Here is a 14,888-nt window from a genome sequence, read left to right as displayed (position 1 = left end):
GTTTTTACAAGTCAAGGAAGAGGGTCTACACCACCAGGATGCCAGGGGTGACAACGGCCAATTCGGGCCAATGCCAGCCGCGAGCCTTTAAAGGCGCCATAGCGCTGTAAAGCTTCGATCGCATAGTGTGAACAGGTTGGATGAAAACGGCATTGACGGCCAAGCCAGGGACTCAGCCCCCACTGGTAACACTTTATCAAAGTAATCAGTACCATTTTCATCAGCGTTATCAGGAAACTGTAGAAGGTTTTTTTAGCTTGTTCAGCAATACCGACAAATCGCGTTGTACTGCTTGAAAATCTGCATGCTGAAAAGTCTTGCGCACCTGAAGCACCACATCATAACCGCTTGTTGTTGAAGAAGGTTGATTTCTTAACAATTCGCGCAATACCCGCTTCATATAATTACGTTTCACCGCCAGCTTGGCGATTTTCTTGGGTACGACTAAACCATAGCGATTGAGTTCTTGCTGGTTAGGTTTAATATTGACCAGCAACCACTCGCCATATAAGCGTTTCCTGAAAGTAAAAACGGATGAAAATTCATCCGTTTTTCTAAGCTTATACAATGTCATGGCTGGTAGACTGTCATGCATTGGCAAAGCAATGCAGCGCCGGGATTACAGACCCAGGCGTTTACGGCCTTTAGCACGGCGAGCAGCAATCACTGCACGGCCACCTTTGGTTTTCATACGTACAAGAAAGCCATGGGTACGTGCACGACGGGTTTTAGATGGTTGGTAGGTACGTTTCATTATTTAGCTCCTGCGCCAAGTAGGGAAGTAAATCCCGACAATTAAAATCTGTTTCGGCCCCGCTGATTTCGCAGCTGAAATTTGCCGATTTCAAAAACCCTTAATTAAACATGAATTGCGCTAGGTATGTCAATGATTTTTTTTATATTTATCTAGTCTAAGGCTGTGGATAACTCCTGTCAAAACGTTTAGAATGTTCCCAGTGAATCAGTCTATCAAACAGCTTTGATTCCCACTTCTGCCACTCTTTCCTGGCACATAACGAAATAACAAACGCAAACTTCTCCCAGGCTGACAGGCCGGAGCAAGCATTTTGCATACATTGAAAATACTGGAGCAATGGAAAACTTTTGGGCACATTGCCTGCTGAAGTTCGAACAGGAACTATCCGCACAGCAATACAATACCTGGATTAAACCCCTGCGTGCACGCGTGAATGGTCAGGCTGTGCAAATTGTTGCGCCCAACAAGTTTGTCATGCAGTGGGTTAAAAGCAAATTCTTTAACCGTATTGAGACTATTGCCCTCGAATTATCCAATACAGTGGTGGTTGAACTGATTGTCGATAGCAGCATTTTGCAAACTGAGCCTGCGCTTGTAAATGCTTCCTCAGCCATCGATAGCACGCCCACTACTGCCAGTGCAGCGCCAGTTGCAAAAAGCCAGCCCAGGCAAACTGAAAAACCCGTTGAGAAAAAACCTTTACCTAGCCGGGCACCAGTTAAAAATATCAAGGCCGAAAAAAGTAGCGGCCTCAATAACAGCTTTCTGTTTGATAACTATGTCACCGGACGTGCCAACCAGTTAGCGCGCGCAGCGGCGGTACAAGTCGCGGGTAACCCTGGTGAAGCCTATAACCCTTTGTTTATTTATGGCGGGGTGGGCCTAGGCAAAACGCATTTGCTGCAAGCGATTGGTAATGAACTGAAAAAAATCAAACCGGAAGCCAATATCCGTTACCTGCATGCTGAACGCTATGTATCAGACGTAGTGAAGGCCTATGAAAACAAGGCGTTTGATGAGTTTAAGCGACAATATCACTCGCTGGATTTGCTGTTGATTGATGATATTCAGTTCTTTGCCAAAAAAACACGCACGCAAGAAGAGTTTTTTTATGCCTTTAATACGCTGATCGAAGAAAAGAAGCAGATCGTCATCACCTGCGATACCTATCCCAAAGAAATCGTGGATATGGATGAACGGTTGCGCACACGCTTCAGCTGGGGCCTGACGGTCGCGGTGGAACCACCGGAACTGGAAATGCGCGTGGCTATTCTGCGCAAAAAAGCCGAGACGCTGAAGATCAACCTGCATGAAGATGTCGCGTTTTTTGTCGCCAAACAGATCCGCTCCAGCGTACGTGAGCTCGAAGGCGCCTTGAACCGTATTATTGCCATGGCCAACTTTACCGGGCATGCGATTGATGTGCACCTGGCTAAAGATGCCTTACGTGACCTGATCGCGGTGCGTGGTCGCCAGATCACGATAGAAAATATCCAGAAAACCGTGGCTGACTATTACAAGATCAAAGTCAGCGATATGTTCAGCAAAAAACGTTCGCGTAATGTCGCCAGGCCTCGTCAGGTGGCAATGTCGCTGGCAAGAGAGTTAACCAATCACAGCTTTCCCGAGATCGGTGAAGCTTTTGGCGGACGTCACCATACAACGGTGATGCACGCCTGTGATGAAATCGAGCAACATCGCTTAAATGACCAGACCCTGGCACGCGATATCGGTTTTTTAACGCAAGTCATTAGAGATTAGTATTAAGGATTAATGCAATAAAATGCAAAAACAAAAGCTGTGGATAAGGTGCGAATGAAGTGTGTTTAAATATTGCGTATAGACAGGATAAAATCGGTTTACAATATCAGCCACAAACTATGCATGTTTAAACCGCAATTTATACACAAGTTAAATGGGTAGCAAGTATTTGAATATAAATGGTTTTTTTAGTTACCCACAAATAAATGCTACATTACTATTAATCTTATCTTTTATATATTGAAATAAAGTTATTAATCAGGTCAGGCCATGCAAATCAAAATCAGCCGTGAAGTATTGCTTAAACCACTTAACAATGTCACTGGAATCGTTGAACGCAGACATACGTTACCTATTCTCTCTAACTTGTTGATCAACATCAGACAGCAGGAAATGCATTTGACAGCGACAGATCTGGAAATGCAGATTTCACTGAAAGTGAATAGTGGCGTAGAAGGTGAACTGAGCACGACGATTTCTGCTAAAAAATTACTGGATATCTGTCGCTCATTGCCTGAGAACACGGCAATCGAAATGAATAACCAGGATAATCGCATCACGCTGAAAGCGGGCAAAAGCCGGTTTAACCTGCAAACGTTGCCATCTGCCGATTATCCATTAATGAGTAAGGCCAGCGGCCAGAACATCAGTTTCAGCCTGGCACAATCTGAATTGAAACGCCTGTTGAAACAGGTTGAATTCGCTATGGCGCAGCAGGATATCCGTTATTACCTGAATGGTTTGCTGCTGGAAGTACAAGGCAACCAGTTGCATGTGGTGGGTACTGACGGCCATCGTTTAAGCTACACCAATACTACCCTGGACCAGGAGTTTGAAAAAACAGAAGTGATCCTGCCACGCAAGACTGTGCTTGAATTGACCAAGTTGCTGGATGATCAATCTGATTCACCAGTGGTGATTGATTTATTGAATGGCCAGGTCAGTTTTGAATTTGGTGATATTCAACTGATCAGCAAAGTGATAGACGGTAAATTCCCTGATTACAACCGTGTCATTCCAAATGGTCACCAGAACACATTTGAAGTGAATCGCCAGGAGATTTTGAGTGCATTGCAACGTGCCTCTATCCTGTCTAACGAGAAATATCGCAGCATCCGCATGGTGATTACCGATGGTCAGCTCAAGCTGATCAGTACCAACACCGAGCAGGAGGAAGCTGAAGAAGAACTCGATATCAATTACAGCAAAGCTGCACTGGATATTGGCTTTAATGTCACTTACCTGATTGATGTACTCAATAACCTCGGCGATGAAAACATCCAGTTTGCCTTTGCCGATGCCAACAGCAGTTGCCTGATCACCACGGCAAGCGATGCCAACTATAAATACGTTGTGATGCCAATGCGCATATAATGCAAGGTTACCAATAATGGCTTTCCGTGTTTCACGTGAAACACGGTTGCTATTGGTTTCAGTCGTCTTTTAATCTCATTAAAGAAACTTTTGTTATGGCACAGCCACAAGAATATAACTCAGACAGTATCAAGATTTTAGAAGGTTTGGATGCGGTACGTAAGCGTCCAGGCATGTATATCGGTGACACGTCAGACGGTTCCGGCTTGCACCATATGGTGTTTGAAGTGCTGGATAATGCGATTGATGAGGCACTGGCTGGCCATTGCGATGACATTAAAGTCATTATTCACCCGGATAATTCCATCAGTATTTCTGATAATGGTCGCGGTATCCCAACCGATGTCAAAGACGACGATAAGCACGAACCCAAGCGTTCAGCCGCTGAAATCGTCATGACTGAATTGCATGCCGGTGGTAAGTTCGACCAGAACTCTTACAAAGTTTCTGGCGGCCTGCATGGAGTGGGTGTGTCTGTCGTAAATGCCTTGTCTGATTGGCTGAGACTGAAGATCTACCGCAAAGGCCAGGTACACCAGATGGAATTCCATAGAGGTGTGCCACAAGCGCCGTTGGCGGTGACAGGTACGACTGATAAAAAGGGCACCGAAGTGCACTTCCTGGCTTCTGTAGATACTTTTGTACTGGTTGAATACCACTTTGAGATCCTGGCCAAACGTATCCGTGAACTGTCTTTTCTGAATAACGGCGTTAAAATCGAGTTGATCGACCAGCGCACCGGCAAGTCAGAAAATTTTGCTTTTAGCGGTGGCATTAAAGGCTTCGTTGAGTACATGAACCGTAGCAAAACCGTATTACACCCAAAAGTGTTTTACGCGGTCAGCGAAAAAGACAATATGACCGTCGAAGTGGCCATGCAATGGAACGACAGTTATTCAGAAACCGTACAGTGTTTCACCAACAATATTCCGCAACGTGATGGCGGTACGCATTTAACCGGTTTGCGCACGGCGATGACACGTACGCTTAACCAGTACATCGAGCAAAACGAATTCGCTAAAAAAGCCAAAGTGGAAACCACAGGCGACGATATGCGCGAAGGCATTACCTGTGTCTTGTCGGTCAAGGTGCCGGATCCCAAGTTCTCCTCACAAACCAAAGACAAACTGGTTTCCAGTGAAGTGCAACCAGTCGTTTCTGAAATTGTATCCGCTAAACTGGCAGAGTTTCTGGCTGAAAACCCTATCGATGCGAAAATCGTCTGTGGCAAAATCGTAGAAGCTGCACGTGCGCGTGAAGCCGCCCGTAAGGCGCGTGAAATCACCCGTCGTAAAGGTGTCATGGACACCATGGGCTTGCCAGGAAAACTGGCTGATTGCCAGGAAAAAGACCCGGCACTGTGCGAAATCTACCTGGTCGAGGGTGACTCCGCGGGCGGTTCTGCCAAACAAGGCCGTGACCGTAAAAACCAGGCCATCCTGCCACTCAAAGGTAAGATCCTTAACGTAGAAAAAGCGCGTTTTGACAAACTGTTAGGCTCTCAAGAAATTGCGACATTGATTACCGCACTGGGTACCAGCATAGGCAAAGCGGATTTCAATGTTGAAAAGCTGCGCTATCACCGCATTATCATCATGACCGATGCTGACGTGGATGGTGCCCACATTCGTACTTTGCTGCTGACCTTCTTCTATCGCCAAATGCCAGAACTGGTAGAACGCGGTCATATCTACATTGCACAACCACCGCTGTACAAAGTCAAACAGGGGCGCGATGAGCGTTACCTGAAAGACGAGCATGAGCTGGATGAGTACCTGCTGAACTCCGCTTTAAAAGGCGCCGAATTGTTGACACGCGAAGGTGGCAACACCTTGAAGGATGACGCACTGAACAGCATTGCCAAACAAATGGTGCTGACAGAAGCGGTGATCCGCCGTATTGCCAACCTGTATGACGAAAGCGTGCTGCGCGCCATTCAGGATCTTGGTGACCTTGAATTGAATACAGAAGTCGCTGCCAATGCCGCTGCCGAAAAATTGCGTCCTATTCTGGGTGCGATTGGTTCTGAAGTGATTGTGGCGCAGGATACTGAAACCAGCGCCTATCGCCTGGAAGTGAATAAATACGTACACGGCAACCTGCAAAGCTGCGTCATCGATGCTGAGTTCTTAAGCAGTGGCGATTACCGCCAGATCAACCGTACCTCACAAATGGTCAACAACCTGCTTGGTGAAGGCGCTTTGATCAAACGTGGTGAGAAAGAGCAAAAAGTCAGCACCTTTAAACAAGCACTGGATTGGTTGTTAGGCGAAGCCAGACATAACCTGAATATTCAGCGTTATAAAGGCCTGGGCGAGATGAACCCGGAACAATTGTGGGAAACCACCATGGATCCTAAAGTACGCCGCCTGCTGAAAGTGCAAATTGATGATGCCATCAGCGCTGATGAGATTTTCACTACCCTGATGGGCGATAATGTGGAACCACGTCGTGCGTTTATTGAAAGCAATGCACTCAGCGTGAGTTCTCTGGATATTTAAGTTTTCAGGTTCAGATGAGTATCTGAATCTTCGATAAGTTTAAATTTAAGGCCCCTGAAAAGGGGCCTTTTTTATCTGATCTAGCGAAAAATTTGCGCGGAGGCTAGCAGTTCCAAAGCGGAAATGTCTACCTGGCTTTGCATGACTCCGCATTGTGAACCAATCTCAATCTCTCAATTTTTAAAGACTAATTATTTGTTTAAATAAATATGACCACATCCACCATTACCCATAAAGCTAAAAGCTTGCCTGGTAAAACCGGGCAGCGCTCTCGCCGAAGCACTTTTTTGAAGTGATTGCGGGATATCCACGGCTGGCTAGGCCTGTGGGGGGTGATTCTTGGTGCTGTTCGGTGTAACTGGCATTATTCATAACCACCGTACAGTTTTAAAGATTGAGCTAGAGCAACCAGCATCCAACCAGATTCAAATGGTCGTCCCTGAGGCCGCCATGAAAAACCCTAAAGCAATGGGTGCCTGGTTGCGTAATGAGTTATCTATGGATAGGGAGCCACGTGTCAAAAAAGACAAGGCAGAAACCGTCGCCTGGCATGGACAGGATGTAAAACAGCCCGAGCATTGGGATATTCGTTTCGTGGCACCACAATATAAAGTCGTTGCTGATTACTGGGTGGGTGCCAATATAGTCACAATCAAACGCACTGACGAAACGTGGGTGGGCGCACTGAATAATTTCCATAGAGCGAATGGCGCAGGGGTGGGCTGGGTGTTGTTAGCTGACAGTATTGGCGGCAGCATGATTTTGCTCTCCCTGACGGGCATATTGCTGTGGACAGAGCTGAACCGCAGGAAAACAGTGGGCGCGCTTATCTTCTTAAGCTCTGTTGCAGCCATCATCGGCATTGCCATGCAGACGATGTTTGCCTAGCGCCTGAATCAGGGCAAGTGTTTATCAGAAACTGATAGCCAGGGCGGTGGTAGCCAGTAAGCTGCGGCTGGAAAAATCGTTATCGTCTTTCTGAAAAATACGGTCTTTGCTGACGAACTGGCGCAGCTCTGCCCGCAGCAGTATGGAAGGGTAGAGCTGATAATCCATATTGACTGAGTAACCCTGGGTTTTAAAACCATTGGGCGTGTCGGTGCTGACTATCACGCCTTGCTTGTCCTGGTAATATTCTGCCCGTGCAGCCATGCTTAATTGGTCTGAATAACGGTATCTTAAGATCAGGTTAGGCGTGTACCAGACATTGTAGCGGCCCTTGTCATCCAGGCGTTGCTCAGCGCCGATATCAAACCCCGCCAGCATAGACCAGTGGTCATCCAGCTGCACCTGCGCAAACAGATTATGAAAGTAGCGCATCTGGCGATCGGCATCTGATTTGTCGTTGCCTATGAATGAGCTGCTATTGATGGTCAGCCTGTCATTGGGCCTGTAGGTGATCTGATGGCCAAGCGAAGGCGTGCTGTTGCCATCCGGCCGATGCACCCGTTGCCAGCCATTCAACAGCAAGCCGCTGACATACCATTTGCCATCTGCACTGGTGTAGGAAAGTTTTGCACCCGTCTCAAAATAGGGCGAGTTGTCTGCCATCATGCTTCTGGTTAGGGTCCAGTTTTCAGCGCCGATCGCACTCTCAAAACCAATGTGTGCAGGCATCAGACCCACATCCAGCCAGATGTCGTGCTGATCTGAAAGTTTAATACCCACATTGGCTTCATACAGATGCTGCAAAGTGCGATTCTCGGCAGCATAATTCGCTTTCATATAGGTACCGGAGGCAACCCCCAGATGCGCCCTGAAATGACTGGCAGTGATGTCAGCTTTGACAAGAGCTAGGTTAACCTGCAGGCTATCATCCTGGTTATAGCTGTAGATAAATGGAGGCCTTTTCTGTACTGAAGGCTGGTTAAAATCCTTGCTGTAATACGACTCAAGATAGCCACTGGCCTTAAACCTGGGCTCACTTAGATTTTGTAAATCTTCCGACAAGCAATCATTGGCCAGCAATGAAATTGCCAGCAAGCCACCATGAGAGAAAAAATGGAGAGGGGATTTACTCACGCTATATCCTTATAAACGAATCACTTCTTTGAAGTCGTCATTATTCTAGAAAAGAAATAAGTTTTTTGAATGGTATTTAATTAACCACGCATACATACATATAAAAAACCAAGCGTTGCCTACCAAAGAGTTTTTATTGCAAGTGAACAGACCTTTCTGTATATTTAATTGCAGGGTAATCATTTTGCTTACCTAGCGACCGTGAACATACATTACTCCTTTGAAGACTGTCTGAAGACAACAATACTGTAACGACAGCGGGTTTACAAAGATTAATTGTATTTCACTCTCTTCATTATGAATACAGAGGATTTTCAAAATGGAATCAGCCATTGATGCGCACTTACAATGTCCACGAACTGTGAGCAGAAACATGGAAGAGGGCTACGAGCCTGCTTTTCCCATGTGGGCCGCCCGTGCCGGCACAGATTTGAAGCAAGTGGTGATGGGTTATTTTGGGGTTCAATTCAGCAAACAGGAATTGCATGGTAAGGCCTGCGCCGTCTTGGGTCAGTATCTGCGTAGCTTCGCTGTTGCGAATGGGCCACAGCATTACGACATTACCCAATTTAAAGACGCTGCCAACTTTGAAAATATGATCGTCATTGCCTATTGGGATAGTCCGGAAAAATACACGCAATGGCAGGCAAATGCCGAGATTGAAGACTGGTGGCAATCGGATGAACGTTTAAAAGACGAGTTAGGTTATTTCCGTGAAATCTTAATGCCGCGGGTAGAGAATTTTGAAACCGCATTTAGTACGCCAGATTCGCTTGAAGGCATAGGAGTGGTGATGGGCGATATCAGTGGCGAAATCCAGGAACATGGCTACTGGGGTTCCATGCGTGACCGCCTGCCTTCTGCGCAAACAGATGCGCTGGTCACTAAGGAAAGCCTCGCGGCTGGCGCAGTGTTTGACCAGAGCAAGCAGCGCATCAAACTGGCAGGGCATGAAAATCTGGCCGTCATACGTTCAGGACAGAACTGGATAGCGACCGAAGGCAAAGAGCGCGCTTTATATCTGAATGAAATGGAACCTACCTTGCGCAAAGGCATGGATTTTCTGCATCATGACGGGCTTGAGATTGGCTGCTACACCAACCGCTACATGCGGCATGCGGATAGCAAAGGCCAGATACTGGAAAAAAGCTTTGGTGTGAGTTTCTGGCGGTCACTGGCAGACCTTGAACACTGGTCAAAATCGCACCCCACGCATTTAGCCATTTTTGGCACCTTTATCAGAATCGTTCAGGAACTGGAGTCGGAGTTGAACTTGCGGCTTTATCATGAGGTTTCAGTGCTTAAAGCGGATGAGCAATCTTATGAGTATATCAATTGCCATCCCAACACCGGATTACTTAATGGTTTGAATGAAATCGCTGCCTAGCAGGACTGGCTGGGTCTAAACGCGGCGATTGAGTGTAGTCTCACATACCATGGCGATAAAATAATAAGCAACTGATCCAGGGTCAGTGTTTTAATTTTATCGCCATGATGGCTAGCGCCAACCATGATGCATCTGCGCTCAAATCAGTATCTAAGCAACATGCGTGCTACTAAAAAGCAAAGGATGCTATAAAGGGATTGACCCTGGTTTGCGTTTTAACACGCCTGACAGAGGTAGCCGCTGGCTTTAAAAAAGCATCCACAGCCGCGGCCAGACGAGCCGGTTCATCATAGGGCAGGCCATGCCCGGCATCAGGAATCAATTTGTATTGCAGGTCCGGGTTAAGTCTGTGCAACGCACGTGCTGTTTCAGCAGACACAATCCCTTCGCTGCCAAGCACCAATAGCGTTGGCACATACACATTGCGGATCAATTCCTCAAACTCCGGGTTGGGCGGAATCAGCACATCAAAAGCTTTCACGTTAGTCTGTAACCTGGCTTGAACAATATGCTCGATTAGTTCAGACGAACGGTATCTATGTTTGGCTTTTGCTTCCTTAAAAAGCGCTTCCTTGGTTGATTTCAGTAGTTGCAGATGCTGCTCAACCACACCGCTTTCATACACGCCTTCTTGCCATTCCGGGCTGATAAAAGTCGGGTCAGCTAACACCAGGCCACTGATCGCAAAGCCCAAACGGCTTGCCACCATGGCAGCGGTCATACCGCCCATGGAGTGGCCAAGCAGGTAGGGAGATTTAATGCCCAATGTCCTGATCAGTTCGATGACATCATTGGCATGGTCCTGATAGGTATAGCCATGCTGTGGCGCACTCGATAAGCCATGGCCTCTGGCATCAGGCATGATCACGTCATAGTCTTTCTCAAGTGCACGTGCCAGTTGCGACCAGCAGGCGCCGCTGCCCGCCAAACCATGCAGTGCGATTAAAGGCGGCTTGTTGCCACCTGTGCGCAGATAATTGATATTGATATCGTTGGCCCGGCAAACGCCATTAGCCCAGCTGGTCGAAATAATGTTTTTGCGTGTCATGATCAAAACTTTCTGAAAGAACCGGTGACTACACCCCAGATCTGAAACTCCATGCGAGTTTGAATCAGGATAGGGCTGTATCTGCCGGAAGAGTTAGCAGGCAATAGTTTGGGCAAGCCGTTCGATTGTTTGGCCAGGGTTTTTACTGTGAATTCTCCATCTATCATCGCTAGCACGATATCGCCCATAACCGGTTGCTTGCGCTTTTGCACAATGGCTTTATCGCCCGGCATGAGGCCGACTTCTATCATCGATTCACCCTGTATCGTGATAAAGAAGGTGTCATCGGTATTGGCGATCAGGTATTGGTACAGGTCCAGCTGTTCTTCGATATCGTTGTCAGCTGGAGATGGCAGCCCCGCCGGTACCTTGGATTGGTACAAGGGCAGGCTGATGCTTTCAGTGGTGGATGAAGGTTGCGCGAATGCGTCCACCGCATCCAGATTATCTTTCAGCTCATGCAGGCGTTGCTTTTTTGCATAGGCCTCAAGGAAATCAGCAATCACAGCTTTTTGGCTATTTGGGATACGGATAACAGAGGTTTCCTCACGGAAAGTACCAGAGCCAGGCTTGCGTCCGGAACCGGGTTTTCTGCCTGTCATTTTCAGTTCGTCTTTTTTCATAATTTTTATTGTAACAAAAATAATTATTTTATTGTTACAATAAATAAATAATTTTTTGAATGCGTTAGCGATACCTCGTTATTCACTACTTAAGATTTAAATTGCGCTCGCTGAACTTGCGGCTGATAGAGACCAGTCGTGTTTTAACCCATCACACCAACACTGCCAATGTGGCTTAAACGAATTTGAATAGCCATTAGGCTATCCAGATTTAAATGAATTAAGTACCTAGCATAAAGACCCCTATGGAACTCAAGCAAAAACTCGAAATACTGGCTGACGCCGCCAAATACGATGCTTCATGCGCTTCCAGCGGCACGGATAAACGCACCTCGACGGATGGCAAGGGCATAGGATCTACCACCGGCATGGGTATATGTCACAGCTACGCGCCAGATGGGCGCTGTATTTCGCTGCTGAAAATCCTGCTGACCAATTTTTGCGTCTACGACTGCATCTATTGCGTCAACCGCGTCAGCAGCAATGTGCCGCGCGCGCGGTTCAATGTAGATGAGGTGGTCAACCTCACCTTGAGTTTTTACCGCCGCAATTATATTGAAGGGTTGTTTTTGAGTTCGGGCATCATCCGCAACCCGGACTACACGATGGAACAAGTGGTGGAAGTCGCGCGCGTACTCCGTGAGGTGCATGATTTCCGTGGCTATATACACCTCAAAACCATCCCCGATGCCAGCCCGGAGCTGATGGCGCGTGCCGGTTTGTATGCGGACCGCCTCAGCATCAATGTCGAGCTGCCGACCATCGCCAGTCTGCACACATTGGCGCCAGAGAAGGACGGGCAGGCGATACGCCGCTCCATGGGGCATTTGCGGTTGAAAATAGACGAGAGCAAAGACAAGACGCTGACCGGCAAAAAGCCGCCGCGTTTCGCGCCTGGCGGGCAAAGTACGCAGATGATCGTCGGAGCTGATGCGACTGATGACCGCGCCATTCTCGATACCAGCGCCAACCTTTACGGCGCCTACCGTTTGCGCCGTGTGTATTACTCGGCCTTTAGCCCTATCCCCGATGCCAGCAAAATGTTGCCGCTGAAAGCGCCGCCGCTGGTGCGTGAGCACAGGTTGTACCAGGCCGACTGGCTGTTGCGGTTTTATGGCTTTAACACAGATGAGATCGTGACCGGGCAGGATGGCATGCTGGATCTCGATGTCGACCCCAAGATGGCCTGGGCGCTGCAACACAGAGAGCAGTTTCCGGTAGATCTCAACCGTGCGCCCAAGGCCGTGCTGTTGCGGGTGCCGGGGCTGGGCGTGACCAGCGTTGCACGCATTATTTCTGCCCGCCGTGTACGCGCCATACGGCATGACGACCTGGCCCGTTTGCGCGTGTCGCTGAAAAAGGTACTGCCGTTCGTCTTGCTGCCGGATCACCATCCCGGACGCAGCCTGGACAGTCAACAGCTGAAACAGCAGGTGCAGCAGGTGATCACACCGCAACAGTTCGGCTTGTTCGGGCCGGTTTAGCAGATGCAGATCGTCCGGCTGACACATGAAACCGATTTTGAAGGCTGGCGCATGGCTGCGCGGGGCTTATTGGGGCAAAGTATTGCCCCCGAGACTCTGGAATGGCGGATAGGCGAAGAGCGGAGTGGTTTATTCGATCTTCCCGAGTTTGATGCAGCGCACAGCCAGCCACGCAACCCAGGCTCAGACTTCAAGGTCCCACGCGACTTCATTGACCTGTGCAGCAAGGCCATCCTGCATAGAGACCCGTCGCGCTTTGGGTTGTTGTACCGCCTGTTGTGGCGTTTGCAACAGGAGCCAAAACTGCTACAGGTTTCATTTGACCCTGATGTGGCAAAAGTACAAGCCATGGTTAAAGCCGTCCGGCGTGACTTGCATAAAATGAAGGCGTTTGTGCGCTTTCGCGAGATAGAGATGGAGGGCGGAGAACCCGAATTCATTGCCTGGTTTGAGCCCAGCCAGCATATCGTGCAGGCGTCGGCGCCGTTTTTCACGGGGCGTTTTACCAATATGCGCTGGTCTATACTTACGCCAGACATCTGCATGCACTGGGATGGTAAAACGCTGAGCTACAGGCCAGGCGCCCGCAAAGCTGACGCACCGACTGAAGATGCCGGTGAAGAGTTATGGCGTGCTTATTACCGCAGCATTTTTAACCCGGCACGGCTCAAGGTATCAGCCATGCTGGCGCAAATGCCAAAAAAATACTGGCGCAACCTGCCGGAGGCCCCCTTGATCGCCGGGCTGATCGCGAATTCATCAAAACGCATGGACAACATGATGATCGCCCCGCCGACTGAGCCGCAACGCAAGATCGTGAAATATGTCGCGAAAAAGGCCAGCCCTGAGCGGCACATAGACGCAAGCAACCCTAGCGATGCCTTGCGTGCGTTGAACGAGCGCATGCTGGCCACAACTGAATTCCCGCTGGCAGTCCATGCCACACACGCTGTTTTTGGCGTAGGGACCGCGTCAGCAACGATCATGCTGTTGGGTGAACAGCCTGGCGAGCATGAGGATCTGGCTGGGCAGCCCTTTGTTGGCCCGGCCGGTAAGTTGCTGAATCAGGCGCTACTGGAAGCGGGAATACAACGTTCCGAGGCGTATGTGACCAACGCGCTCAAGCATTACAAGTTCAAGTTGCAGGGCACGCGGCGTGTACGCATGTTGCCTGGGGTTGGCGATATCAAAACCTATTTGCCGTGGTTGCAGGGGGAAATAACAATTGTGCAACCACAGGTGGTGATTGCTTTGGGGACCGTAGCCGCGCATGCCATCACTGGCGTGGCGCTAGAAATGGAAGCCAATCGCGGCAAAATTTTTCAGCTGGCCGCTAACCGGCAGGCGCTAGTGACTTACCATCCATCGTATATCCTGCGCTCACAGGATGCGGCAACCAGGCAATTACGATATGAAAAACTGGTGGCTGACCTTAAACTGGCGGTCAGCATGGTGATAAAAACCGCTTAGTGGTTTATAGAACGGCCGTAGTTGCAGCCTGTTGAAAAGTGCACGTTTCAGGCAGCTTTGGCAGAACGATACATATACAACTGGGACAGTTCACCCGTCAGCAGCTTGCAGGCTTCATCATAATCTACACGCGAAAGCAGTATGCGGTCACCCTCGGCAGGCACAAACAGAAACGATGCATTCACTTCATCCGAAATAAACTCGCCTGCAAATACACCATTGATATGCACAAAATCCAGGCTGGATTGGGTTTCTGATTTTTTAAATTCTATTTTCATGAAAATGCCTTGCTCAAGGATAGGACACAAAAGCGGCGGCTCCCGCAGAAGCCACCGACTGTTTAGCCTGCCGAAACCTGAAAATCACTCAAATTTTAAATCCGGCGACACGCTATATAAATAGATTAACGGCAATCAAAGGATAAATTTATAGGGCAAACACGATTTAGTTTGTAGGAATAT

At 48.4% G+C, this 14,888-nt stretch carries 14 protein-coding genes; 7 read left to right on the top strand and 7 right to left on the bottom strand.

From position 1 onward, the window contains the following. Window positions 1–11: 11 nt before the first annotated feature. The 3 genes from yidD to rpmH are packed head-to-tail and all read right to left on the bottom strand — an operon-like array spanning window position 12 to window position 754. Window positions 12–215, bottom strand: coding sequence for a membrane protein insertion efficiency factor YidD (gene yidD / locus ACTS9Y_RS06345; protein ID WP_442585126.1), 204 nt, complete (start codon window positions 213–215; stop codon window positions 12–14). A gap of 14 nt (window positions 216–229) precedes the next feature. Beyond that, the gene (gene rnpA / locus ACTS9Y_RS06340) at window positions 230–574 is read right to left on the bottom strand and encodes a ribonuclease P protein component (protein ID WP_442585125.1); all 345 of its coding nucleotides are present in this window, start codon (window positions 572–574) and stop codon (window positions 230–232) included. Window positions 575–619: 45 nt separating this feature from the next. Further along, window positions 620–754 carry a 50S ribosomal protein L34 gene (gene rpmH, locus ACTS9Y_RS06335; protein ID WP_018987191.1) on the bottom strand — a complete coding sequence of 45 codons (135 nt, stop codon included), beginning with the start codon at window positions 752–754 and terminating at the stop codon, window positions 620–622. 339 nt (window positions 755–1,093) lie between these two features. Here rpmH and dnaA point away from each other — a divergent pair, with 339 nt between their 5' ends. The 4 genes from dnaA to ACTS9Y_RS06315 all read left to right on the top strand — a co-directional run bounded on the left by dnaA (window position 1,094) and on the right by ACTS9Y_RS06315 (window position 7,281). Then, complete coding sequence (gene dnaA, locus ACTS9Y_RS06330) at window positions 1,094–2,518, top strand: chromosomal replication initiator protein DnaA (protein WP_442585124.1); 1,425 nt, start codon at window positions 1,094–1,096, stop codon at window positions 2,516–2,518. 270 nt (window positions 2,519–2,788) lie between these two features. After that, window positions 2,789–3,892 (top strand): DNA polymerase III subunit beta, encoded by a 1,104-nt coding sequence (gene dnaN, locus ACTS9Y_RS06325; protein WP_442585123.1) that lies wholly within the window; start codon window positions 2,789–2,791, stop codon window positions 3,890–3,892. 95 nt (window positions 3,893–3,987) lie between these two features. Further along, window positions 3,988–6,393, top strand: a complete 2,406-nt coding sequence (gene gyrB / locus ACTS9Y_RS06320; RefSeq protein ID WP_442585122.1) for a DNA topoisomerase (ATP-hydrolyzing) subunit B — start codon at window positions 3,988–3,990, stop codon at window positions 6,391–6,393. A gap of 342 nt (window positions 6,394–6,735) precedes the next feature. Beyond that, complete coding sequence (locus ACTS9Y_RS06315; RefSeq protein ID WP_442585121.1) at window positions 6,736–7,281, top strand: PepSY-associated TM helix domain-containing protein; 546 nt, start codon at window positions 6,736–6,738, stop codon at window positions 7,279–7,281. A 24-nt stretch (window positions 7,282–7,305) separates the two neighbouring features. Here ACTS9Y_RS06315 and ACTS9Y_RS06310 read toward each other — a convergent pair whose 3' ends face one another. Next, a complete protein-coding gene (locus ACTS9Y_RS06310) occupies window positions 7,306–8,415 on the bottom strand; it encodes a porin (protein ID WP_442585120.1) in 1,110 nt (369 codons plus the stop codon). A gap of 373 nt (window positions 8,416–8,788) precedes the next feature. Here ACTS9Y_RS06310 and ACTS9Y_RS06305 point away from each other — a divergent pair, with 373 nt between their 5' ends. Next, window positions 8,789–9,802, top strand: a complete 1,014-nt coding sequence (locus ACTS9Y_RS06305) for a phenylacetaldoxime dehydratase family protein (protein ID WP_442585119.1) — start codon at window positions 8,789–8,791, stop codon at window positions 9,800–9,802. Between the two features lie 169 nt (window positions 9,803–9,971). On the opposite strand, the gene ACTS9Y_RS06300 is transcribed toward ACTS9Y_RS06305, so the two are convergent. Together ACTS9Y_RS06300 and ACTS9Y_RS06295 are read right to left on the bottom strand one after the other, a co-directional pair. After that, window positions 9,972–10,850, bottom strand: a complete 879-nt coding sequence (locus ACTS9Y_RS06300) for an alpha/beta fold hydrolase (RefSeq protein ID WP_442585118.1) — start codon at window positions 10,848–10,850, stop codon at window positions 9,972–9,974. 2 nt (window positions 10,851–10,852) lie between these two features. Further along, the gene (locus ACTS9Y_RS06295) at window positions 10,853–11,473 is read right to left on the bottom strand and encodes a LexA family protein (protein WP_442585117.1); all 621 of its coding nucleotides are present in this window, start codon (window positions 11,471–11,473) and stop codon (window positions 10,853–10,855) included. Window positions 11,474–11,718: 245 nt separating this feature from the next. Between ACTS9Y_RS06295 and ACTS9Y_RS06290 the strand changes: the two genes are divergently transcribed. Both ACTS9Y_RS06290 and ACTS9Y_RS06285 read left to right on the top strand, forming a co-directional pair. Continuing rightward, window positions 11,719–12,957 (top strand): putative DNA modification/repair radical SAM protein, encoded by a 1,239-nt coding sequence (locus ACTS9Y_RS06290; RefSeq protein WP_442585116.1) that lies wholly within the window; start codon window positions 11,719–11,721, stop codon window positions 12,955–12,957. A gap of 3 nt (window positions 12,958–12,960) precedes the next feature. Continuing rightward, entirely contained in the window at window positions 12,961–14,427 is a 1,467-nt protein-coding gene (locus tag ACTS9Y_RS06285) for a UdgX family uracil-DNA binding protein (protein WP_442585115.1), read from the top strand. 47 nt (window positions 14,428–14,474) lie between these two features. Here ACTS9Y_RS06285 and ACTS9Y_RS06280 read toward each other — a convergent pair whose 3' ends face one another. Then, on the bottom strand, window positions 14,475–14,705 hold the full coding sequence (locus ACTS9Y_RS06280; protein WP_442585114.1) for a hypothetical protein: 231 nt from the start codon (window positions 14,703–14,705) through the stop codon (window positions 14,475–14,477). Window positions 14,706–14,888 lie beyond the last annotated feature (183 nt).

Source organism: Methylophilus sp. (assembly GCF_052173275.1).
Lineage (GTDB): Bacteria > Pseudomonadota > Gammaproteobacteria > Burkholderiales > Methylophilaceae > Methylophilus.
Note: the sequence above shows the minus strand (reverse complement) of the source record. Positions and strands in the feature narration are given on the sequence as shown.

Bases quoted from the DNA above. Each gene is read 5' to 3' on its own strand.
- yidD (WP_442585126.1), bottom strand. From the start codon at position 215: ATGGTACTGATTACTTTGATAAAGTGTTACCAGTGGGGGCTGAGTCCC.
- rnpA (WP_442585125.1), bottom strand. From the start codon at position 574: ATGACATTGTATAAGCTTAGAAAAACGGATGAATTTTCATCCGTTTTT.
- rpmH (WP_018987191.1), bottom strand. From the start codon at position 754: ATGAAACGTACCTACCAACCATCTAAAACCCGTCGTGCACGTACCCAT.
- dnaA (WP_442585124.1), top strand. From the start codon at position 1,094: ATGGAAAACTTTTGGGCACATTGCCTGCTGAAGTTCGAACAGGAACTA.
- dnaN (WP_442585123.1), top strand. From the start codon at position 2,789: ATGCAAATCAAAATCAGCCGTGAAGTATTGCTTAAACCACTTAACAAT.
- gyrB (WP_442585122.1), top strand. From the start codon at position 3,988: ATGGCACAGCCACAAGAATATAACTCAGACAGTATCAAGATTTTAGAA.
- ACTS9Y_RS06305 (WP_442585119.1), top strand. From the start codon at position 8,789: ATGGAAGAGGGCTACGAGCCTGCTTTTCCCATGTGGGCCGCCCGTGCC.
- ACTS9Y_RS06300 (WP_442585118.1), bottom strand. From the start codon at position 10,850: ATGACACGCAAAAACATTATTTCGACCAGCTGGGCTAATGGCGTTTGC.
- ACTS9Y_RS06295 (WP_442585117.1), bottom strand. From the start codon at position 11,473: ATGAAAAAAGACGAACTGAAAATGACAGGCAGAAAACCCGGTTCCGGA.
- ACTS9Y_RS06290 (WP_442585116.1), top strand. From the start codon at position 11,719: ATGGAACTCAAGCAAAAACTCGAAATACTGGCTGACGCCGCCAAATAC.
- ACTS9Y_RS06285 (WP_442585115.1), top strand. From the start codon at position 12,961: ATGCAGATCGTCCGGCTGACACATGAAACCGATTTTGAAGGCTGGCGC.
- ACTS9Y_RS06280 (WP_442585114.1), bottom strand. From the start codon at position 14,705: ATGAAAATAGAATTTAAAAAATCAGAAACCCAATCCAGCCTGGATTTT.